The sequence below is a fragment of the Streptomonospora arabica genome (genome assembly GCF_039531585.1).
In the GTDB taxonomy this organism is placed as follows: domain Bacteria; phylum Actinomycetota; class Actinomycetes; order Streptosporangiales; family Streptosporangiaceae; genus Streptomonospora; species Streptomonospora halophila.
Map to the genome: position 1 here is coordinate 25,767 of NZ_BAAAQI010000010.1, position 21,896 is coordinate 47,662.

Genomic DNA, 21,896 nt, shown 5'->3' on the forward strand with positions numbered 1-21,896 from the left:
GAGGTGCGGGACGCCTGCCGCGCTCCGCGCGCCGATCGGCGGCGCCCCGGTCGGTCACAGCCGGCCGGGTGAGCGCCAGTCGCCGACCGGGCGGGTGTAGCGGGCGAGCAGCGTCGGTGCGGCCGCGCCAACCACCGCGGCTGCGGTGTCGCGCACCCGCGCCGCCAGCGGCGACTCGCTCTGCACCGCCTCGGCCAGCTGGGCGGAGCGCTGCACGAGCGCGCAGGTGCGGCCCAGCCGGGCGTCGGAGTAGGACTGCAGCGCCCGGGGGACGTAGGCGACCGACCCGCTGATGTGGCGGGCGAGCACGACCGCGTCCTCCAGCGCCTGGGCGGCGCCCTGGCCCAGGTTGGGGGTCATGGCGTGGGCGGTGTCGCCCACCAGCGCGACGCGGCCCCGGTGGTAGGCGGGCAGCGGGGTGTCGACGTGCCACACGTCGGTGCGCACCACCGACTCCGGACGGGCGGCGGCCGCCAGGCGCGGCAGCGGGTCGTGCCATCCCTCGACCCGCTCGGCCAGCCGGGCGTGCTCGTCGGGGCTCCGCCCGCCCGCGGGTACGTTGCCGGTGGCGTAGCAGAACGCCGCGTCGCCGCTGAGCGGCAGCACCCCGGCCACGCCGCCGCGCCCCCAGCTCTCACCGAAGGCCATGGCGGGCTCGGGCCGGGGCACGATCGCGCTCCAGCAGGCGAAGCCTGCGTAGACGGCGCCGGGGTGCTCCAGGAACAGCTCGGTGCGCAGCGCCGAGCGCGCGCCGTCGGCCAGCACCACCAGGTCGGCGGTGTGCTCGCCTGCGTCGGTCGCGACTCGGGCGGGGCGGCGCGTGTCGCCGGGCTCGACCGCCGTCACCGTGGCGGCGGTGTGCACGGCGGAGCCGGGCAGCCGCTCCAGCAGCATCGCGGCCAACTCGCCGCGGCGCAGGACGCACACGGCGTCGCCGAACCGCCGGCGGGTGCGCTCGGCCGAGACGCGCAGGATCCACGCGCCGTCGCGGCGCCGGATGGCGGCGACGCCCTGCTGCGCGGAGTGCTTGCGGACGTCCTCGCCGAGGTCGAGGGAGTCGAGGGCGCGCAGCGCGTTGGGGGCCAGCGCGAGGGCGAGCTCGGCGGGCTCGATGCCGGGGGCGCGCTCGCAGACGGTGACCGTCCAGCCGACCCGGCGCAGGGCCAGCGCCGCGGACAGCCCGCCGATACCGCCTCCGACGACGACGGCGTGCGGCTCTGCCATAGGGCTCGTCCTTCGCGGGGGTCAACGCGCGGTTCCGCGGCCGGAGCCGTACTCGGAACCCTGGGGTTCCAAGGCTAGGGCCGCCGACCCGTACGCGCTACGGAACACCGGGTTTCGGTCGAATCCGGTGCGGCGCCGCCACGTAACGCGGAGTACTTATCGCCGCCGCCGGCTCGGCGTGTCCTCCGAAAAGGCGTCCGGCGGCGGCGCGGCGGGGCGCCGCCTCCCGACCGCCGGCGGTGTGCGCGGCGCCTGGGCCGCGGGCCACCGGGCCCCGGATCCGGCCGCTGCGGCCGGATCCGGCGGTCGCGTGTCAGCCGCGCTTCTTGTGGGCGGCCATGCGGCCCCGCTCCTTGGAGTCCAGGACGGTCTTGCGGATGCGCACCGATTCGGGTGTCACCTCGACGCACTCGTCCTCGCGGCAGAACTCCAGTGCCTGCTCCAGCGACAGCCGGCGCGGCGGCACAAGGCGCTCCAGCTCCTCGCTGGTGGAGGAGCGCATGTTGGTGAGCTTCTTCTCCTTGGTGATGTTGACGTCCATGTCGTCGGCCCGGGAGTTCTCGCCCACGATCATGCCCTCGTAGACCTCGGTGCCCGGATCGACGAACAGGACGCCGCGCTCCTGCAGGCTGAACATGGCGTAGGTCATGGCCTGGCCGGTGCGGTCGGCGACCAGGGAGCCGGTGGGGCGGGTGCGCAGGTCGCCGAACCACGGCTCGAAGCCCTCGAAGACGTGGTGGGCGATGCCGGTGCCCCGGGTCTCGGTGAGGAACTCGGTGCGGAACCCGATGAGGCCGCGCGAGGGCACCAGCCAGTCCATCCGCACCCAGCCGGTGCCGTGGTTGGTCATCTGCTCCATGCGGCCCTTGCGGACACTGAGCAGCTGGGTGATGGCGCCCAGGTAGTCCTCGGGCGCGTCGACGGTGAGCCGCTCGACGGGCTCGTGCAGCTTGCCGTCGACCTCGCGGGTGACCACCTGCGGCTTGCCGACCGTCAGCTCGTAGCCCTCGCGGCGCATCTGCTCGACGAGGATCGCCAGCGCGAGCTCGCCGCGGCCCTGCACCTCCCAGGTGTCGGGGCGCTCGGTGGGCAGCACCCGCAGACTCACGTTGCCGACGGTCTCGCGGTCGAGCCGCTCCTTGACCAGCCGCGCGGTGACCTTGGCGCCCTTGGTCCTGCCGACCAGCGGCGAGGTGTTGATGCCGATGGTCATCGAGATGGCCGGCTCGTCCACGGTGATCAGCGGGAGCGGGCGCGGGTCCTGCGGGTCGGCCAGGGTCTCGCCGATCATGATGTCGGGGATGCCGGCGATGGCGATGATGTCGCCGGGGCCCGCCTTCTCGGCCGGCTTGCGCTCCAGCGCCTCGGTCATCAGCATCTCGCTGATGCGCACCTGGTCGACGGTGCCGTCGCCCTTGATCCAGGCCACGGTCTGGCCCTTGCGGATCTCGCCCTGGTGCACGCGGCAGAGCGCGAGGCGGCCCAGGAACGGCGAGGCGTCCAGGTTGGTGACGTGGGCCTGCAGCGGGGCGCCGGGGGTGTACTCCGGAGCCGGGACCGTGTCCAGGATGGTGTGGAACATCGGGACGAGGTCGCCGTTGTCGGGGACCTCGCCGTCGGCGGGGCGATCCAGCGAGGCCTTGCCGTCGCGGGCGCAGGCGTAGACGATCGGGAACTCGATCTGGGACTCGTCGGCGTCGAGGTCCAGGAACAGCTCGTAGGCGTCGTCGACGACGTCGGCGATGCGGCTGTCGGGCCGGTCGACCTTGTTGATGACCAGGATCACCGGAAGCTTGGCCGCCAGCGCCTTGCGCAGCACGAACCTGGTCTGGGGCAGCGGCCCTTCGCTGGCGTCGACCAGCAGCACCACGCCGTCGACCATGGACAGGCCGCGCTCGACCTCGCCACCGAAGTCGGCGTGGCCGGGGGTGTCGATGATGTTGATGACGACGTCGTCGCCATCGGGCTTGGTGTAGTGGACGGCCGTGTTCTTGGCGAGAATGGTGATGCCCTTCTCGCGCTCCAGGTCGTTGGAGTCCATCACGCGCTCGTCGACGTCCTGGTTCTCCCGGAAGACGCCCGACTGCCAGAGCATGGCGTCGACGAGCGTGGTCTTGCCGTGGTCGACGTGGGCGACGATGGCGACGTTGCGGATGTCAGTCCTACGTGCGGAGCCTTCGACAGGCGTGGCGCTGGACATGCGAGTGTCTCGATCTCATCTGGTGGGAAGAGCCGCGACTCCCGCGGCACACTGCCAGTTTATGCGGGCTCGCCGGGTCCGCGGAGAAACGGCCTGGTCAGTGCAGCTCTGCAGGGCGCCCGGCCGCCGAGCGCGCTCAGCCGACCAGGAGCGGGCGGATGTCGGTGAGGAAGGGCACGTCGGCCGGCAGCCAGTCGACCTCGGAGAGCGCGTCGGCCTTCAGCCAGCGCAGCGACAGGTGCTCCAGCGCCCGGGGCTCGGGCTGGCCGTCGGGCAGCTCGGCGAGCCATACACGCAGCACGGCGGCCGGGCCGCCGACGCGGGCGGGGAAGGAGACGTCGCCGCCGAGGCGGCGCAGCGGCGCGATGCGCACGCCCAGCTCCTCCTCGCACTCGCGCACGAGCGCGGCGGTGTCGGACTCTCCGGGGTCGACCTTGCCGCCGGGCAGCTCCCAGCGGCCGCGCATCTGCGGCGGGTGGGACCGCTGGGCGGCGAGCACGGCGCCGTCGCGAAGGATCGCGGCGCCCACGACGATCTGCGTGTCTGGCACCCGCCTAGATTAGCCCGGCGCGGCGGCGCACGCCGGGGACTTGGGCACGCGCGCCCGCGGGAACCGGCGGAGCCGTCCGAGGGTCGAAGACGTGTCCGCCCCGCGACCGATCGGAGACGTCCGGTGTTCGGAGTCCTGCGTCCGTGCCGCCGCACCCTGCCCGGCGACCTGGCGGCGTCGTGGGTGTCCCATCTGTGCGGGCTGTGCCTGGCGCTGCGCGACGGACACGGCCAGCTCGCCCGCACCGCCACCAACTACGACGGACTATTGGTCTCGGCGCTGACCGCGGCCCAGCAGCCGGCGGCCGCCACCCGCGCGGCGGGGCCGTGCCCCCTGCGCGGGATGCGCGGCGCCGACGTCGCGCAGGGGGCGGGGGCGCAGCTGGCCGCGTCGGTGTCGCTGCTGCTGGCCGCGGCCAGGATCGGCGACCACATCACGGACGGCGACGGCCTTTGCGCGCGGGGGCCGGTGCGGGCGGCGGCCCGCACGCTGGCCGCACGGTGGGAGCGCGCCGCCCGCTTGGGCAGCGGCGAGCTGGGCTTCGACGCCGGCGTGCTGCTGGAGGCGCTCGACGGGCAGCCGCTGGCCGAGGCGGCGGCGGAGAACGGCGCCGGCGTCCTCGCCGCGACGCGCCCCACCGAGTTCGCCACGGGAGAGGCGTTCGCGCACACGGCGGTCCTGGCGGGGCGCCCCGGCAACCGCGGTCCGCTGCGGGAGGCGGGGCGGCTGTTCGGCCGGATCGCCCACCTGCTCGACGCCGTCGAGGATCTGGAGGACGACCGCGCGGCGGGGGCGTGGAACCCGGTGGAGGCGACCGGCGCGTCGGCCGCCGAGGCGCGCCGGCTGTGCGACGACGCGGCCCTGGGCGTCGAGCTCGCGCTGGCCGAGGCGGACTTCGACGACGGGCGGCTGGTGCGCGCGCTGCTGGTGCACGAGCTGCGGCGGTCGGTGTCGCGGACCTTCACGGCGGCGGGGCATCACGGGCCGACGGAGCAGCACGGGCCTCCGGGTGAGCGCGGAGGGAGCGGGGGCAGCGGCCCCCGCTGGCCGCAGGACCACGGCTACACCAGCGCCTTCGGACCGGTCGAGCCGCCGCCGGGCGCGGGAGGCCCCCGGAACGGGCACAGGCCGGTCGGCGACCAGGGCGGCTGCTGCTGCACCTGCAACTGCGAGACGCCGAAGATCTACGAGCCGCCCAAGAGGCTCGGGTTCCTCGCCGGGTGCGGTGTCGCCCTGTTCATGTGCTGCACCTGCCAGCACTGCTGCCGCGACCCGCACCCCGGGCCGTGGTCGGGCGAGCGCAGCGGCTCCTGCCTCGACTGCGGCTGCGGCGGCAACACCGGCGGCGGCAGCGGCGGCGAGGGAGACGGCGGGGACGGGGGCTGCTGCGACTGCGACTGCTCGTGCGACTGAGGCACTTCCCGCCGGGTCGGGCAGCTTCGGCCGACCGCCATGGCGAGCCTGCCGCCGGACCCGGCCTCCGGGCCGGACGCGGCGGGCGCACCGCGCGGCCGTCGCCCGCGCCGCGCACGGTGCCGCCCGGCGGACGGACCTATGCCGGGCGACCGGTCGGCCGCGCCCGCGTGCGCGCCCCTACAGCGTCCCCGCGCTTGGTGCGGGAGCGGTTCGTCAGCGGACGACCTCGAAGACGTTCTTCTGCACGCCGTTGGAGTACGCCTCGTACGCGACGAGCTTCAGCTTCTGGGTGTCCTTGTCGGAGTCGCTGAACATCCGCTTGCCCGCGCCGAGCAGCAGCGGGAACACCAGCAGGTGGTAGCGGTCGATCAGGCCGGCGTCCGCGAGGCCGCGGTTGAGGGTGGCGCTGCCGTGCACGATGAGCGGGCCGCCCTCGGTGTCCTTCAGCGCCGCGACGTCGTCGAGCGAGCGCAGGATCGTGGTCTCGCCCCAGTTCGCGACCAGGTCGCTTTCGGTGAGCGTGGTGGAGACCACGTACTTCGGCATCGCGTTGTACTCGGTGAACTCCTCCATGCCGGGCCATACCGGGCTGAACGCCTCGTAGCTGACCCGGCCGACCATCATCGCGCCGGCTTCCTCCTGCTCCCTCTCCTTGAGCTCATACGCCTCCGGAAGGAACTCGACCTCCTTGAAGGTCCAGCCCGAGTTGCGGTATCCGGGCTCGCCGCCGGGCGCCTCCACGACGCCGTCGAGCGATACGAACGCGGTGCTGATGAGAGTGCGCATCCGGGGTCTCCTGGGGTTCTCGTAGCTGATCGAAGCCGGTCGGCCGGTGTCCGCTCCGTCTGCGCGGCCTCGCCGCGTCCACCGGCTCGCCCTGGATGACTGCGGATCGCGCGGAAACTCATCGGTCGTACGGCCTCCTCTCGGGCCCGACGTCTCCGGCCCGACACGTCGGGCCCCGCTCCGGTGCCCGTGTCCGGCAGCGGGATCCGCGAGCCGCATCGGGGCGGCCTCGGTGCCCGCCCTCAGGCCGCGGTGCGGGTGCGCTGTCCGTGGGAGTGGCGCTCGGCGCCCAGGCGGCGGGCGGCGCCCTCGGGGTCGGCGGCGGGGTGGGTGACCCGGGTGCCGCCGTCGTCGCTCCAGCGGAAGAACCCGCCCCAGCACCACACGGTCAGGTCGCTGCCCGCGGAGAGGACCGCCACCGGGCCCAGCGCGCCGGGGTAGAGCCGGGGGCCGCCCGGCGCGGCGAGCAGGGCGCACAACCGCGAGACGGCTTCGGCGGAGGTCGCGGGGGCTGCGGCGGAGATCGTCGAAAGGGTACCCACGGACGGCGGCCTTTCCAGTCGGCACCTGCGGGCGCGGTGCTCGCCCGCTGCGGCGTTGCGGTCGGCTCGACGACGGGCGCGCCTGTCGTCGCCGTCGCTAATCCCCGGATTCGGCAGACCGCAAACGATCGCCTTCGATTCGGTCACAGATCGATCAACGAGTGACCGCGCGGCGACCGTGCGTGCTTCGCCGGAGCTCCGATGCGGGTCGGCGAGTCGGCCGCCGACGGCCTTTCGGACCGGTGCGCGGACGGTCAGACTGCCGGACGGATTCCAGCAGGTCCGGAACCGGCCGCGGCGGTGTCGCACCGGCTCCAGCGGGCACTCTCCGGCGTGGCTCGGCGGTCGCCGCCGGCGGAGCGGGGAGGTGGCGCGCATGGCGGGGCTGGACATGCTGCGCGGGTCGGCGCTGACGGGAGTCCGGGTCGACGCGCCCGCGCACCGGGTGACCCTGGGCCTGCGTCTGGAGCGGGCGGGCGGACCGGCCGACTACACGCTGGTGCTCGAAGGCGTCACGGACTTCAGCTACTTCGACGAGTCCGCCGATCCGTGGCCGCAACCGCTCGTGACCGCCGTGGCGTCACACCACGACCCCGACTCGATGCGCTTGGACTTCGGTATCGCGCGGGAGGGGGCGGGGCTCACCGTCACGTGCGGCAAGGCGGTGCTGCGGCGGAGCGGGCCGCACTCGTCCGAGCGCGGCTGAGGCCGGTCGGCATCGGGGTAGCGACCCTCGGGCGCCGACCGGAGCCGGCGCCCGAGGCGGGCCGACACTCTCCGGGGGGAGTGGCGAGAGCGCCGACGTTCGAGCGAAGCAGCGCTGTCGACCCTGGGGCCGGCACCGTCCGGTCGGGCGCCCGACGGCGACCGATCGGGGAGGGTGGTCCGGTGCGGCACCCCGAAGCGGGCCGGGCGGGAACCGCTTACCCCGCGCGGCGAAGCCGAGTGCCGCAGCGGCTGCGGCGACGGAGCCCCTGCGGGGAAACGGCGGCCGCCGGAACGCTGCGGCCGCCCCGGCGGCCGACCGGCGCACGGCGCCGGTTCCGGCAGCCGAAGCGGGCACGACCCGCTCCGCCGAACGCGGATTCCCGTTCGGTTTCCGCTTCATAACGGAAGCCTATTCAATGGAGAGCGCACTCGGGGCGGAAATCGAAAAACCCGGGAGGACACGGCGCGACGGGCCGGGTGCCGCCGCCGATCCCCGCAATTCGCGACACCCGGGCGGATGCGGACATCCGCCCCCGAGGGGAAGGCGACGGCCCCGGCCGGCCGAGTCGCGGACCGGGAGGGATCGGACGCGACAGCGGCCGACGGGCTGCGGCGCGGGGAGAGGGAGCGGCGCCGCGCCCGACCCGGATCACAGTACTGCACAATCCCGGATATTTCAGTTGTCCACTTATACGAATCTCGCTAGAAGTTCCGTCGAAGCGAGCGAGAGGATCAGTCCGAATCGTCTGATTTGCCACAAAAAGTTAGGAGTGAAATGGGGATGGTCCTGATTGATTCGCCACCATTTCTGGTGGTCTAAACCGAAGGTCCCGGTATCAGCGATTCGGGACCGGGGTCAGAAATCAGCCAGACGCTGCGCGAGGGCGGTGAACCGCCGCCCGGCGCCCGCGCTGCGGACCGCCTGGGCCAGCGCCCGGCGCGAACCCACCAGCACGACCAGCCGCTTCGCGCGGGTGATCGCGGTGTAGAGCAGGTTGCGCTGAAGCATCATCCACGCGCTGGTCGTGATCGGAATCACCACGGCGGGGTACTCGCTGCCCTGCGAGCGGTGGACGGTCACGGAGTAGGCGTGCACCAGCTCGTCCAGCTCGGCGAAGTCGTAGCCGATCTCCTCGTCCTCGTCGGTCCGCACCCGCACCGACTGCTCGACGGCGTCGATGCCGGTGATGACACCGAGAGTGCCGTTGAAGACCCCGTTCGCGCCCTTGTCGTAGTTGTTGCGGATCTGGGTGACCTTGTCGCCGACACGGAAGACCCGCCCGCCGAACCTGCGCTCGGCGACACCCTCGCCAGGGGGCGTCAGGGCCTGCTGCAGCAGGGTGTTGAGGTTGCCGGCCCCGGCAGGGCCGCGGTGCATGGGCGCCAGCACCTGCACGTCGCGGCGCGGGTCCAGGCCGAACCTGCGCGGAATGCGGTTGGCGACGACGTCGACGGTGAGCTCGGCCGTCGCCTCGGTCTCCTCGCTGGGGAACAGGAAGAAGTCCGACATCCCGGCGAACTCCGGCGGGTTCCCGGTGTTCACCCGGTGCGCGTTGGTCACCACGCCCGACTCCTGGGCCTGCCGGAAGACATGCGTCAGGCGGACGGCCGGCAGCGGGGAGCGCTCGTCCAGCAGGTCGCGCAGCACCTGCCCGGCACCGACCGAGGGAAGCTGGTCGACGTCGCCGACCAGGAGCAGGTGGGCGCCCGGCGGCACGGCCTTGGCGAGCTTGTTGGCCAGCAGCAGGTCGAGCATGGAGGCCTCGTCGACCACGAGGAGGTCGCAGTCCAGCGGGTTGTCGCGGTCGTAGGACGCGTCGCCGCCCGGCTTCAGCTCCAGCAGCCGGTGCACCGTGGAGGCCTCGTGGCCGGTCAGCTCGGTCAGCCGCTTGGCCGCGCGCCCGGTGGGTGCGGCCAGGACGATCTTGGCCTTCTTCGCCGCGGCCAGCGTGATGATCGAGGAGACGGTGAACGACTTCCCGCAGCCCGGACCGCCGGTGAGCACCGCGACCTTGCGGCTCAGCGCGAGCTTGACGGCCTCCTGCTGCCCGGCGGCCAGCTCGGCGCCGGTGCGCGAACCCAGCCAGCCCAGCGCGACCTCCCAGTCGACGCCGTCGAAGGCCGACAGCCGGTCCGCTGGGGCGTTCAGCAGACCCCGCAGCTGCGAGGCCAGCGACGCCTCGGCGCGCTGGAACGGCACCAGGTAGACGGCGGTGACACCGTCGCCGTCGGGGCCGGCGACCTTCTCCGAGACCACGCCCTCCTCGGCCACCAGCCGCGCAAGGCACTCGATCACCAGGCCGGAGTCGACCTGGAGGATCTTCACCGCCTCGGCGATCAGCTTCTCCTCGGGCAGGTAGCAGTGGCCGTCGCCGGTGGACTCCGACAGCGTGAACTGGATGCCGGCCATCACCCGCTCCGGGCTGTCGTGCGGGATGCCGACGGCCTGGGCGATGGTGTCGGCGGTCTTGAACCCGATCCCCCACACGTCAGTGGCGAGCCGGTAGGGCTCGTTGCGCACCACGGAGATGGAGGAGTCGCCGTACTTCTTGTAGATCCGCACCGCCAGTGACGTGGACACCTCGATGCCCTGCAGGAAGACCATCACCTCCTTGATGGCCTTCTGCTCCTCCCAGGCGTCGGCGATCAGGCGCGTGCGCTTGGGGCCGAGCTTGGGCACCTCGATGAGGCGCTCGGGGGTCTGCTCGATGACGTCGAGCGCCTCGACGCCGAAGTAGCCCACGATCCGCTCGGCGAGACGCGGGCCGATCCCCTTGACCAGACCGGACCCCAGATACCGGCGCACACCCTGGACCGTGGCGGGCAGCACCGTGGTGTAGTTCTCGACCATGAACTGGCGGCCGTACTGCGGGTGCGAGCCCCAGCGGCCCTCCATCCGCAGCGACTCGCCGGGCTGGGCACCCAGCAGCGCGCCGACCACGGTGGTGAGGTCGCCGCCGCGGCCGGTGTCGACCTTGGCGACGGTGTAGCCCGTCTCCTCGTTGGCGAAGGTGATGCGCTCCAGGACCCCCTCGAGCACCGACGGCCGGAACCCGCCGTCCCCCGAACCGGACCGCTGCGACCCCTTGGCCATCAGGACACCCCTTCCGCCACCTCGGTTCCCCCATAATGCCGCCCGGCGGCGACAGGAGAGCGCCCACGTCGGCGATGACCGCCGGTCAGTGCGCTACTTTCGGCCCCGGCCGATGTTCGAGAGGGCGTCCTGGGCGATGAAGGTCCCCTTGCCATGGACGGTGACGATCACGCCGCGCTCGCGAAGAACCTGCATGGCCCTGCGGACGGTCATATAGGCGACTCCGTACTCCTCTGCCAGATCGCGTTCCGCGGGCAAGCGGGCCCCGGGCACCAGATCACCGGCTTCCACCCGCGCCACGACGTGCTCGGCAAGGGCGGCATAGACAAGGTCGGGACCCTGAGGATCGAACTCCGGGATTACATCCTGCTCGCTCACGGGCGCAATAATGCTAGAGATCCCCGCGACCGCTGCACTGGATTCCGCAAGTCGGTTCCGCTGCCCGGACCGAGACGGGCGAGCGGTCCGGATGCGGTGTCAGCGGCGCCCGGAGTTCTCCGTCTTCGGCGACGAATGTCCCTCTACCCATCACCGTGCACTCCGGGGACGGCTCAGTCGTTCTGCGGCCGGTCCGAGACCACGAAGATGCCCATGCCCTGGACCGTCTCGACGAGCCCTTCATCCTTGAGGAGCTGCACCGCCTTGCGCAGAGTGTCGCGGGCGGCCCCGAACTCCGCTTCGAGTTCGACCAAGCTCGGGATCCGCCGACCTGGAGGGATGGTTCCGTCCGCGATTCGCTCACGCAGTGCTGCGGCGATCTGGCGATACGGCGGAACAGGGCCTTCCCGGTCGATGGTCATGAACGCCGACCATAGTCGCGGGGGGTCTTCCCGCCATAGCCACCCACGGGGCTAGACGGGGGTAGTAAGGTTCCTTTAAGCTGACCATGCAAGGCCCCGGCGACCGCTGGAACGGCCCCGGGGCGCGGCCACCAGCTAACACGGAGCTGATGACATGACCGACCCTAGCGGCTGCGCGCTGCGCTGCCTACGTCCTCGGCGTGTCCACATGCGCACGCCCGCCCCCCTTACCGACGCCCCTCCTCCTGCCGCCCGCCGCAGGGCGGCGCGGGTGCGAGCGTTCGCGCCTCGCCCCTGCCCTCCCCCGCCGACCGCGCCCACGGCTCCCGCACGCCGGCGCCGCGGGCCGGTGATCCGCCCCTACGCCCTCGCCGCGCTCCGGAGCAACCGCCGCTACACCGGCGTCCGCGCGTTCGCCGGGACGCTCCGGCTCGTCGAATCGCGACCGGCGACCCGCCCCGGTCTCGCGGGGGTGGTCCTGTGAACGCCGACGAACACCGCGCACTGCACCCGCCGTCCCCCGACTACGGCCTCACCGAAGTCGAACGCCGCGCCTTGCGCGGCCTGCTGGACGAGCTGGTCGACGCGACCGAGGACCGCGTCTTCTGGCTCGGCCGCGCCCGCGAGACCGCCCTGGAGATCAAGCGCCGGCTGGCCGATCTGCTGGGCGGAGGCGAGGACTAACGGCAGGGAGCCGGTGTTCTCGCCGCCGCTCGAAGGTCGGGGAACTTGATCCCGTCCGGCGTCGAGAACACCGGCATCCGGCGACCGCGGCGGTCCGGAAGGTTCGGCGCTAGACTCCGATCCACTGAAAAGCGCGCTGCCGCCATCCTTTCCGTTCCCCGGACCGTCCTCCTCCGGTGCACTGGCGCTTCGATGCCCGCGCCGGATCACGTGGCCCGGGGGTAAGGGGCGAGGTTCGGTGGGAGCGGCTCCGCCGTGATGGGCACTGGAGGCGCGATGAAGGCCCGGGGGACTCGGCGCCTGGGTCGGCTGCTTCCCGAGGACCCGGCCGAGGTGGGCGGATACGAACTGGTGGGCCGCGTGGGCGCCGGCGGGATGGGCACCGTCTACGCCGCCACCGCGCCGGGCATCCGCGGGTACCTGGCCGTCAAGGTCATCGCCGGCGAGCACGCCGCCACCGCCGGGTTCCGCCGGCAGTTCGCCCACGAGGCCCGGCTGCTCGCGCGGGTCAACAGCCCGTGCGTGGCCCGGTTCGTGCAGGCGGACGTGGAGGCCGATCCGCCGTGGCTGGCCACCGAGTACGTGCCCGGCCCTACCGTGCGCCACCACGTCGAACGCCACGGTCCGCTGGGCCCGGGCATGCTCGTCGGCCTGGCGGCGGGTGCCGCTGAAGCACTGAGGGCCGTCCACTCGGTCGGGATCGTGCACCGCGACCTCAAGCCGAGCAACGTGGTGATCGCACCGCCGGGACCCAAGATCCTCGACTTCGGGATCGCCCGTCCCACCGCGCCGGAGGACCCCACCCGGTGGATACGCCTGCGCCGCTTCCGCGACGGGCTGCGGCGCCTGGGGGTCCGGGCGCCGGACGGGCTGCCGCAGCCCGACGAGCGGCCCGCCGAAGGACCGCGCGACCGCCTGGGCACGCCGGGCTGGATCAGCCCCGAGCAGTACCGGGGCGAGCCGGCGACCGACCGGTCGGACGTGTTCCTGTGGGGCTGCCTGGTGGCGTTCGCGGCGGCGGCCCACAACCCGTTCGGGCACGGCCATCCCAAGGAGCTGGCCCGCAGGGTGCTTCGGGAGGAGCCCGACCTCGACCGCCTGCCCGCCGGGCTGGAGCGGCTCGTGCTCTCGGCCCTCGCCAAGGACCCCGCCGCGCGCCCGGACTCGACGGTGCTGCTGCGGGAGGTGCTCGCCGCGAGCGGTGCCGAGCCGCCTCCAACCGGCGCCGCGATACCGGCCGCCGTCCGCGAGATGCTGAGGACCCACTGGAACGAGGTCGACGTGCGGCTTCCACGACCGCCGCGCGAGCTGCCGCACGGTCTGACTCGCGGTCTGGCGCGGCTGTGGCCGACGGGGTGACGGCTGCGGCGGTGCGTGGTGGGCGTTCGGCACGCGGGCGGGATCGCTCATATCGGGTTCGGTCATGTCGGGTCCGCCGTCCGGCCGCCGGTCCGGTCCCCGTCGCCGGCCGCGTCGGCACGAGGCGGCCCCGTGTTCCGGGCGGCGGTAACAGGCGTCGCGTGCAGTCCGCGCCCGTGGGAGGCCGCGAGCCTGCGATGGGGACGGGGCTTCGTTCCGCCGGACACGACCAGTCCGCGCCCGACCGCGGACCCGCACAGCCGCGTGCGCGTGCGCTTCCCGCTGCATGTCGACATGTCGCGCAGAGTGCGGCCGACGCCGGTCAGCCGGATGGGAGCGCGGCGGACGACGTCTCCCTCGGAGACGCGCAGCCTGTGGATGCGCACGGCCGGGGAGACGGCCCGCACGCCGACCGCGGCCGAACGCGAGCGCACACCCATGTCGACCGTGTGCCCGTCCCACGGCGGCAGCCCGTCCAGCCGCCACAGGCGCGCCGCGGTGTCGCGGCAGGCGAAGGCGCCGGGGGCCAGGGCGAGCTGGGCGGCGACGACGGCCCGCTTGAGCGGCGAGGCGAGCGTGCCGAATCCCAGCACCCGGAACACGCCCCAATGCAGTGTGCGTGCCCACATTCCGCGGCGCAGGCGAACAGCGACGTCGTCGGGCGAGAGCCCCGCCCGCCGCGCCTGCGCCCGACTGATGAGTCCGAACTGAGCCGCCGCGAAGAGTGCGACGGCTTCGTCTCCCTGGCACGGGAGTGACTGCTTGAAGATCATGCTTCAAGGGTCGGAGCCCTCAGGCCGGATGGGCCACTCGGATCACAGGGTTGTGGATAACTTCCGCCTGTCAGTCCGGAACCACGTCACGAAGCGGGTTGTCGACCAGGGTCGAGACCGCGGAGGCCTGAGAAGCGAACTGATGCACCCGGTAATCTTCGCTACCAGAGCTTGACGGGTTTCCCCTGATGTCCACGACGTAGACGCTGCTCTTTACCTGACGAACCAGGATATACGCTTGGGTTCCGTCTTCCAACGTACCGAAAAGCTCTCGCTGGCGGCCGATTTTATCTGAGCTTTCCTCGTCAGATGCGGTTTTCCCGAACACGTCCTGCGCGGAAGAATAATTCTCGCCAAACTCGTCCTGCGCCATATCGAAGCGTTGGTCATGACCTCCGGCTTTGATGATCGCCGTATAGGAGAACTGCAACGTCCACTCCTGCGAGTCCTGACCGATGAAGCCCCATGAGCACTCATCGGATACCCTCCATGCCTCGCCTTCCTTGCTTACTCCGACCTCCTCTGGGCCATCCGCCTCATCGATCCGTGAGGTCAGCGTGACGGGTGGGGCATCGCCTATCAGTTCACACAGGTCAATCGCTCCGGGAGTCATGGTCGTTACGGGTTTTCGTGTCGGAGAAGCTCCCGAATCACCGGGACTCCCAGCCCCCGTGAGCGATGAGGCGGCCAGGCGAACTACCCCCACAAAAGTTCCCACGACTAGGAGAGCAGCGACGGTTCCGCACCCGAACATGAGAAAAAAGGCACGCCACCCGTGGACTCCCTGCTTTCTCCGGGGCGCACTCTTATTCTCAGACATTTTCGATCCTCAGCGGTGACGGGGAAGCGATCGAAGCCTACTGCGCCTGATCGTCCAGTTGCGCCTTCACGTCGGGGTGTTCTAGAGGGCGGGTGAACCCGAGAATCTCGGACCGCCCGGGAGCATGGTAGTCGTGAACCGCGATCGGTCCGCAGTCGGTGCACCAGGCCTCGACCATCAGCCCGTCGCCGATGACCATGCCCACATGCCCCGGGCTTCCGGCGCCCGGCTGGTGCACGTCGAAGAAGACGAGGTCGCCGGGCTGCTCCTCGCCCTCGGGCACCTTGGGCCCGAACGTCCACTGGTCCTGCGACACCCGCGGAATGGAGACCCCGATGCTCTCGTAGGCGCGCATCGTCAGTCCCGAGCAGTCGAAGGCGCTCGGCCCCGTGCCGCCCCACAGATAGGGCTTTCCGCGCTGGTTCAGGGCCCAGTCGACGACCGCCTGCGCCAGCTCGTTCGGCGCCTGTCCGATCGGCTCGCCCTCGGCCGTGACCTCGCAGTTGACGGCCTGCTCGACGGAACCGCTGGTCTCGAAGTCGCCTTCGGCGTACTGGTCCGCCCAGCTCATGACGTCATCGACGTACCACCAGGCGTGGTTGTAGCCGTAGACGGCCTCGCGCATGTCATCGCGTGCGCCGTGGGCGATCAGGTAGTCGGCGGCGGCGGGGATCGCGTCGGCCGGGTCGTAGACGTTGACGACACCGTCGTCGTTGCCGTCCTGCCCGTATCCGTTCTCAGGGCGGTCGTCGGTGTCCATGATCGGGTCGCCGCCCCAGCTGTTGCCCGCGGCCGAACCGTCGAGGGCGCCGAACTGCATCGGGCCGGCGGCGCCCCAGTCGTTGTGGCCCTCCGTGATCCCCGGCCCCTCCCAGCGCCCGTGCTTGCTCTCGACCTGCCCGACACCGGCGAGGACGTTCCAGGGGATCCCCTTCTCCTCGCCGACGGACTTGTAGATCTCCAGGTAGTTCTCCGGTATGGAGTCCTCGGCGTAACCGCTGCTCTCCGCCTGCTGGGCGGACTGGTCGGAGGTGCACTGCAGCGCACCGACAGCGTTGATAACTCCCGGATTCAGCGCGGTCATGGGGATGATGACGACCCCGACCGCGATCGCTCCCACCATGAGAACGCCGATCGCGATCGCGAGTCGGGTGACGCACGCCCCCCTCTCCGCGTCCCTCACTTCAGGTCCGGCGAACAGTGCGATCATTCACTCACCCGCCGCATCTCCCGGCCCCGGCGTGCCGGGCACGTCGCCCAGGTTTCCGGCATCGGCTGGCTGGAAGTCGTAGACCCGCCACTCGCCGCCCTCTTCCACCACGGTGACCGCGAACTCTCCGAGGTCCTCGCTGGCGCCTCCACCGCCTTCGGTGATCGACTGCGCCGTCACCACGAACGTGACGGACTCGTCGCCGAAGGTGCGGATGGACTCGACGTTCGCCCGGCCCTCGGCGACGGCCTCCTTGCTCGACATCTCCTGCCACATCGCCCCGGCGCCGGAACTCTGGGCCAGCGTCTCGGCGTAGTCGTCGGTCGCGAGCTCCTGCATACTCGCGTAATAGTCCTCGGGCGACTGCGAGTAATCGATGGTGCCGTAGACCCGCGCGAACTCCTGCGCCGTCGCCGCCGCGGACTTGAACTCCTCCTCGCTGAAGGGGAACCAGTCCATCACCTGCATGTCCTGAGCGGCCGTAGTGGGAATCGGGCTCGGCGGCGCGACGTCGCCGGCGGCGTCCTGACCGCCGTTCCGGTCTCCTGCGGCGGAGGACTCCTCGTTCGACCCGCCCTCGTCTGCGCCGTCGCCCCACCCGCCCAGGGTCAGATAGACGCCGAAGACCACGAGGACGACGACGAGAGCGCCGAAAACGAAGCGCTGCTGTCCTTCACTGAGCGGTTTGGGCATGTCGGGGGTTCCTCGCGAGGGCGGTCGTGGCGTATCGGGTCAGTCTTCGTCCCGCAGCCAGAACGGGACGTCGCGGCGCACGTCCCGGCGGCGCTGGGACTCCGCGCCGGTCCAGAAGGGGCTGATGGGCGCGTCGTTCTTGCCGTCGCGGGATCCGGTGAGCCAGCTACCGCCTTCGCGGGACTCACCGGAGGGTGCCGGACGCTGCTGGCGCGGCGGCGGAGCGCCGCGACCCTGCTTGGAGCGGGGACCGCCCCACCTCGATCCGCGGTTGACGTTGCCCTGCGGAGGCGTGGCCTCCCGGCCGCGGAAGATGCCGGCGCCGGTGTTCGGGTCAGCGCCGCGTTGGCCTTCGCGGGACGGCGCCTGCTCGGCACCCTGCGGCGGGGCGGAGCGCTGCTCTCCTCCCCCGCGACCGAAGACGGAGGCCCAGCCTGTGTCGCCCGTGCCGGTGTAACCGCCCGAGGGGCGCGGAGGGATGCTGCCCCTGCCGGAGGAAGCCGCGCGGGCGCTCCCGCCCAATCCTCCGGAGGCGGCCTCACTGAGTCGGGGGGCCTCGGAGGTGGAACGGCCGGCCGCGGCGGCGGCGCGCTGCTGGCCTCGGTCCTGGTCCTGGGTCTGGCCGAGTTTGAGCGGCGGAGGAGCGGCGTTGCCCCTGACTCGGCCGTAGCCCCCGCCGGCGCGCGCTCGTCCCGCGTCGCCTCGGACGCGGCCGCCTTCGGCTTCGGCCGCGGTCGGTGCGGCTCCACCGCGCACCGCTTCGCCCGCTTCCGGCGTCGCGGCAGCCGCTCCACCGCCGCCGGCGGGGACCGCCGCCGCGGCCGCAGCGAGTTGGGGACTCCGCTTGAGCCCCCACTTCTGGGCCCGCATGTAGGCGACGGGTGGGAGGACGTTCGCGCTCTTGCTGAGAGCACTGCTCGACACGGCATCGCTGACCATCCGCGACGTGAAGGTGTTGGCGTTGATGGAGGCGAACAGGTGAGCGAACGGCTTCCGGTAGACGAATAGTGCAAGAGTGAACAAGGACAGCAGGATGATTTGAAGTCCCCAACCCAAAGCTGATCCCATCACAAGGACGTAACTCATCACGAGCAACGAGATCAACAGCACTATGAATATCTGCTTAAGCAAGATTCCAAGAAGCATCTCGAACCACCTAAGCAGGACGGTCCGCCCGTACCCAGGATGAATACCAATGAGCAGGAACACCGGAGCCAGCAGCAGAAGAAGAAGGAACCCGATCTTCAAAACGATGAGCGCCACAGATGCGGCAAGAATGAGCCCACCAGCGAATATCGCTGCAAACAACGCAAGAGTGGCAACGCCCAACCGACTACTCTGTTGTTCGCCCTCGAACAGCGGGTAGACACCTGGGTAAGTATCTCTGATGTCGCTCGCTATGTCCTCATAATCAGCCATCTTCTCTTCGCGGAGTTGCGCGGCGTCCACTTCGCCATCAGCGACCTGCTGCATCTCGGTTCTACTGATGCCTTGAGCAGCCAGCAGGTCCATTCCGTACTGTTGCTGGAGACTCGCGGCCTGAGGTCCGGAACCGAATTCTCCCGCCATCCACGGCTGACACACTAGTCCCGACCAGAGCATCTGTGAATTATTCCGGACGACGAAGTCGCTGGGACTCTCCCACTCCGCCTTCTCTGCCTCAGGTCCACCCACTGGACACGTCTGAGATACGCCTGGGACAGTAACCTGCGAGACAGCTGAATTCACCAACTGCCCTCCCGAGTTCACCACGCTCCCAGCCATTCCCAATATTTGACCAGGATTGACAAGGATCCAGATCCCGAGAGTAGTCGCGAGCACCATCCACACTGCGCTCTCCAGCGTCAGGGTCAGTCGCTTGCGGATCAACCCGTACCAGCCGAGCCAGACAGCCCCGAGAATAATCATCGTCGGCAGGAGCGGCCTCCACAGCCCTTCGCGGAGCTGACCGATGACGTTTTCGACCAATTGGTTGAAACTGGCCAGAAGCCCGTCGCTGGTGGCCGCCTGGTAGACGGTGATCGTGGACTGATTGATGGTCTTGGAAAGGTCCCAAGCTGTGTTGCTCAGGGTGGCGACGGACGCCGACCCCAGCTTGTCCACGCACGACTCGCGGATGACGTGCCATTGCTGGCCCGCCGTGCCGTACTGGCCGTAGACGCTGGAGTCCGGAGGCAGCCCGTCCGGCGACGCGGCGACCGCCTCGGCCGACTGCGGCGGCACCAGCAGGCCGTCGGCTCCGCTGCCCGCCGCCTCCGGCTGCGGGGCGGGCTCGCCCTCGCAGACCGGTGCGGCCTGCGCGCTGCCCAGCGGGCTCATCAGGAAGGCGAGCATCAACCCGGCCATCACCAGGTTGCGCTTGAAGCGCCTCCGGCCCCGGCCCGATCGGCGGCCGCGCGGGGGGTCGTCCGCCGCCGGCCCGTCGGCCGACGGCGCTTCTCCCGAGATCGGCGAATCGTCCTCACGCCCGAACGCTGCGGACGGCGTCGCGGTGTTGGTCACTGGTCCTGCCCCATCCTCGTGGTACCGCCGGTGCCGCCCGTTCCAACCAGGGCACCGGTGCCTGCGCCGTCGTCTTCGGGGATGTCGTCCGGCCGATGCCGCGTGGGGTTGGTGTCCAGCCACTCCAGCAGCTCTTCGGACACCAGGTCCACGGCGACCCGTCCGGCGCGGCCGTCGAGGTCGCGGAAGATGGACTCGCCGTTGCCGAGGTTGCGGAGCATCGCCTGATGCTCCTCGGAGGACTCGACCCCGAGGAGGGACATGACGCTCTCCACCTCGTACCGCTCGCTCGAACGGAAGGCGAACACGCTGGACAGGCAGTTGGTCACCTGTTCGTTGAGGAGGTCGCCCGCGTTCTGGCTGACCAGGATCAGGGCGGTGTTGCGCGAGCGCCCCATCCGTGAGACCTCGGGGACGAGCTTGGCGCCCTCCGGGGTCGAGGTCACGGCCCAGGCCTCGTCCAGGAAGATGGCCTTGGGCAGGTGGCGGTCGAGGCCGTTCATCAGCCGCCGGGCGAACTGGCTGACCAGGTACAGCAGTGCGACGCTGAGCCGCTGCTCGTAGGAGTAGTCGTCGCGTTGGATGGCGGAGTCGGGCAGGGTCAGCCCGCCGAGGGTGAAGACCGTGGTCCAGCCCTCGGTGTCGATCTGGGTCTGGCCCTGCGGGTCGAAGCACAGGCTCGCCAGCCGCATCTCCGACATCGACCGCAGCACCGCGCCCAGGTTGCGCGACGCTGGGTCCTCGGAGTCCTCCAGGTGCTCGACGACCTTGGCGAGGCTCGGGCGGGGCTGGTTGGCGACGGCGGCGACCGCCTGGATCATCGCCGACTCCCGCTCCTCGCTCATTCTCGGCAGCAGGAGGCGCAGCGTCTCGGTGGCCATGGTCTTCTGCGTGGACAGGTCGTCGCCGAAGGAGAACGGGTCGAGCAGCCCCGGTTCGGCCGAGGCCATCGACATGATCCGCGCCTTGCGGCCGCGCCGCTGCAGCAACCGCACCAGCGACTCCGCGTCGCCCTTGGGATCGATGGCCGCGACGGTCACGCCCCGCAGCGCGAGCTGGTGGATGAGCAGCAGCGCCAGCGTGGTCTTGCCGCCGCCCGGTTCACCGGTGATCGCGATCGCCGTGGGGCGGTTGCGCGCGGCCGCGACCATCGGGTCGAAGTGCACGACCGAGCGGGCCCGCCCGAGGGTCTCGCCGATGTAGGGACCGGTCCACCCCGCGCCGGAGGAGTCGCGTCGGTCGCCCAGGTCGATGGTGGCCGTGGGCATGCCGCCCGCGATCGTGCGCAGCGGCTGGCGCTGCGCGTAGGCGTTCAGCCGGATCCGGTCGCCGGGCAGTGACTCCGCGAACAGGGAGAACTGGTCGCCGGTGGAGTTGACGACGTCGATGCCGATGTCGCGGTAGTGCTCGACGACGGCCTCCACCCGCTGCACCAGCAGGTCCTCGGCGGGCGCCGACACCATCAGCCGGTGCCACCCGTAGACGAAGGGCAGCCGCTCCTTGGTGATGCCGTGCTCCAGCATCCGCGCGGCGTCGATCTGCTCGGCCAGCGCGAGAGGCGCGGCCACGCCGGCCTCGCGGATGTGGGCGTCCATGTCGCGGGCGTGCGCGAGCTTGCGGCCGACGTCCTTGCTCGCCTTCGCGGGCGGGATGAGCTTCATCCGCAGCGACAGCTCGACGGGGAACGGGAGCGCGTCGGCGTAGTGCAGCCACGGCTCTCCGTCGGGGAATGGCATCAGGTCGGGGAACCGCGAGAAGGACAGGTAGGCGACGTAGGTGGAGCCGGTGGGCTGGTCCAGCCGCAGCATGGACCGGCCGTTGTGGACGACCCCTTCGACGAGCTGTTCGATCTCGCCCTTGCCCCAGGTGCGGCGGCCGGCGGCCGAGCGCCGCGACTCCTCGATGGTGCCGGTGACCGCGTGCCGGATCAGCCACGCGATCTCGTCGGAGGTGGCGTGGCGGGCGTGCAGCGAGCTCGCGGCCAGCGCACGGCCGAGCCGCTCGGCCTGCTCGCTCCAGCGGGCGATCTCCTTGGCGTCGGTGGCGTCGTCCTCCATGCCCAGCACCTGCTCGGTCCGCTGGTAGGCGTTGACCAGCTGGGCGAACATGCCCTGCGAGAGCTGGCCGCGCACGCCGCCGCGCTGGCCCAGGCGCACGCCCAGGTAGACCTCCTTGGTCCAGAAGTCCTTGGCCCACACGTGCCGGTACATCTCGTCGAGGTAGTCGAACCAGCCCGGCCCGGAGTCGGACGTGGCGTCGAGCCGGGTGGCCCAGTCGGCCGCCGGGTAGGTGCGGTGGGCCACGCGCAGGTGCACCTCCGCGTCGTTCATCCGGATGGCCGCCAGCGCGATGGTGACGTTGGTGGCCAGCGCCTCGCGCTCGTCGGGGGTGGCGAACTCGTAGGAGACCGTGGGCAGCCGGAAGTAGGCCCAGGCGTCGGCGTCGCTGAGCAGGATGCGGTCGTCGAAGTAGCGGACCGAGAGGCGGCTGCCGCTCCTGCTGCCGTTCATCGGGTGGCCTCCCCAGTGGTGCGTG

The 21,896-nt window shown here is 71.3% G+C and carries 18 protein-coding genes; 4 read left to right on the plus strand and 14 right to left on the minus strand.

Annotated elements, in window-relative coordinates:
- Positions 1 to 54: 54 nt before the first annotated feature.
- The 3 genes from ABD284_RS16685 to ABD284_RS16695 all read right to left on the minus strand — a co-directional run bounded on the left by ABD284_RS16685 (position 55) and on the right by ABD284_RS16695 (position 3,974).
- The gene (locus ABD284_RS16685) at positions 55 to 1,224 is read right to left on the minus strand and encodes an FAD-dependent monooxygenase (protein WP_344144410.1); all 1,170 of its coding nucleotides are present in this window, start codon (positions 1,222 to 1,224) and stop codon (positions 55 to 57) included.
- Positions 1,225 to 1,537: 313 nt separating this feature from the next.
- The gene (gene typA / locus ABD284_RS16690; RefSeq protein ID WP_344144412.1) at positions 1,538 to 3,424 is read right to left on the minus strand and encodes a translational GTPase TypA; all 1,887 of its coding nucleotides are present in this window, start codon (positions 3,422 to 3,424) and stop codon (positions 1,538 to 1,540) included.
- A gap of 136 nt (positions 3,425 to 3,560) precedes the next feature.
- The gene (locus ABD284_RS16695) at positions 3,561 to 3,974 is read right to left on the minus strand and encodes a (deoxy)nucleoside triphosphate pyrophosphohydrolase (RefSeq protein ID WP_344144414.1); all 414 of its coding nucleotides are present in this window, start codon (positions 3,972 to 3,974) and stop codon (positions 3,561 to 3,563) included.
- Between the two features lie 123 nt (positions 3,975 to 4,097).
- On the opposite strand from ABD284_RS16695, the gene ABD284_RS16700 reads away from it, so the two are divergent.
- A complete protein-coding gene (locus ABD284_RS16700; protein ID WP_344144417.1) occupies positions 4,098 to 5,387 on the plus strand; it encodes a DUF5685 family protein in 1,290 nt (429 codons plus the stop codon).
- Positions 5,388 to 5,603: 216 nt separating this feature from the next.
- On the opposite strand, the gene ABD284_RS16705 is transcribed toward ABD284_RS16700, so the two are convergent.
- Both ABD284_RS16705 and ABD284_RS16710 read right to left on the minus strand, forming a co-directional pair.
- Complete coding sequence (locus tag ABD284_RS16705; RefSeq protein WP_344144419.1) at positions 5,604 to 6,176, minus strand: dihydrofolate reductase family protein; 573 nt, start codon at positions 6,174 to 6,176, stop codon at positions 5,604 to 5,606.
- 242 nt (positions 6,177 to 6,418) lie between these two features.
- Positions 6,419 to 6,718 (minus strand): hypothetical protein, encoded by a 300-nt coding sequence (locus tag ABD284_RS16710; RefSeq protein WP_344144421.1) that lies wholly within the window; start codon positions 6,716 to 6,718, stop codon positions 6,419 to 6,421.
- A gap of 376 nt (positions 6,719 to 7,094) precedes the next feature.
- Here ABD284_RS16710 and ABD284_RS16715 point away from each other — a divergent pair, with 376 nt between their 5' ends.
- Entirely contained in the window at positions 7,095 to 7,424 is a 330-nt protein-coding gene (locus tag ABD284_RS16715; protein WP_344144423.1) for a hypothetical protein, read from the plus strand.
- Between the two features lie 858 nt (positions 7,425 to 8,282).
- Here the strand turns inward: ABD284_RS16715 and recD2 are convergent.
- The 3 genes from recD2 to ABD284_RS16730 all read right to left on the minus strand — a co-directional run bounded on the left by recD2 (position 8,283) and on the right by ABD284_RS16730 (position 11,320).
- Positions 8,283 to 10,520: an SF1B family DNA helicase RecD2 gene (gene recD2 / locus ABD284_RS16720; RefSeq protein ID WP_344144425.1), complete on the minus strand. Its 2,238-nt coding sequence runs from the start codon at positions 10,518 to 10,520 to the stop codon at positions 8,283 to 8,285.
- Positions 10,521 to 10,613: 93 nt separating this feature from the next.
- Positions 10,614 to 10,898 carry a GntR family transcriptional regulator gene (locus tag ABD284_RS16725; protein ID WP_344144427.1) on the minus strand — a complete coding sequence of 95 codons (285 nt, stop codon included), beginning with the start codon at positions 10,896 to 10,898 and terminating at the stop codon, positions 10,614 to 10,616.
- A gap of 173 nt (positions 10,899 to 11,071) precedes the next feature.
- Positions 11,072 to 11,320, minus strand: coding sequence for a GntR family transcriptional regulator (locus tag ABD284_RS16730; protein WP_344144429.1), 249 nt, complete (start codon positions 11,318 to 11,320; stop codon positions 11,072 to 11,074).
- A gap of 480 nt (positions 11,321 to 11,800) precedes the next feature.
- On the opposite strand from ABD284_RS16730, the gene ABD284_RS16735 reads away from it, so the two are divergent.
- Positions 11,801 to 12,004 carry a hypothetical protein gene (locus tag ABD284_RS16735; protein WP_344144431.1) on the plus strand — a complete coding sequence of 68 codons (204 nt, stop codon included), beginning with the start codon at positions 11,801 to 11,803 and terminating at the stop codon, positions 12,002 to 12,004.
- 276 nt (positions 12,005 to 12,280) lie between these two features.
- On the plus strand, positions 12,281 to 13,363 hold the full coding sequence (locus ABD284_RS16740; protein WP_344144433.1) for a serine/threonine-protein kinase: 1,083 nt from the start codon (positions 12,281 to 12,283) through the stop codon (positions 13,361 to 13,363).
- Positions 13,364 to 13,425: 62 nt separating this feature from the next.
- Here the strand turns inward: ABD284_RS16740 and ABD284_RS16745 are convergent, their stop codons facing one another.
- From ABD284_RS16745 to ABD284_RS16770, 6 genes are all read right to left on the minus strand, one after another.
- Positions 13,426 to 14,136, minus strand: coding sequence for a hypothetical protein (locus tag ABD284_RS16745; protein WP_344144435.1), 711 nt, complete (start codon positions 14,134 to 14,136; stop codon positions 13,426 to 13,428).
- Positions 14,137 to 14,206: 70 nt separating this feature from the next.
- Positions 14,207 to 14,749 (minus strand): hypothetical protein, encoded by a 543-nt coding sequence (locus ABD284_RS16750; protein ID WP_344144437.1) that lies wholly within the window; start codon positions 14,747 to 14,749, stop codon positions 14,207 to 14,209.
- 244 nt (positions 14,750 to 14,993) lie between these two features.
- Complete coding sequence (locus ABD284_RS16755) at positions 14,994 to 16,166, minus strand: C40 family peptidase (protein ID WP_344144439.1); 1,173 nt, start codon at positions 16,164 to 16,166, stop codon at positions 14,994 to 14,996.
- Positions 16,167 to 16,859 carry a hypothetical protein gene (locus ABD284_RS16760; RefSeq protein ID WP_344144441.1) on the minus strand — a complete coding sequence of 231 codons (693 nt, stop codon included), beginning with the start codon at positions 16,857 to 16,859 and terminating at the stop codon, positions 16,167 to 16,169.
- A 39-nt stretch (positions 16,860 to 16,898) separates the two neighbouring features.
- Positions 16,899 to 19,205, minus strand: coding sequence for a type IV secretion system protein (locus ABD284_RS16765; RefSeq protein ID WP_344144616.1), 2,307 nt, complete (start codon positions 19,203 to 19,205; stop codon positions 16,899 to 16,901).
- Positions 19,206 to 19,357: 152 nt separating this feature from the next.
- Positions 19,358 to 21,871, minus strand: a complete 2,514-nt coding sequence (locus ABD284_RS16770; protein WP_344144443.1) for an ATP-binding protein — start codon at positions 21,869 to 21,871, stop codon at positions 19,358 to 19,360.
- Positions 21,872 to 21,896: the final 25 nt, after the last annotated feature.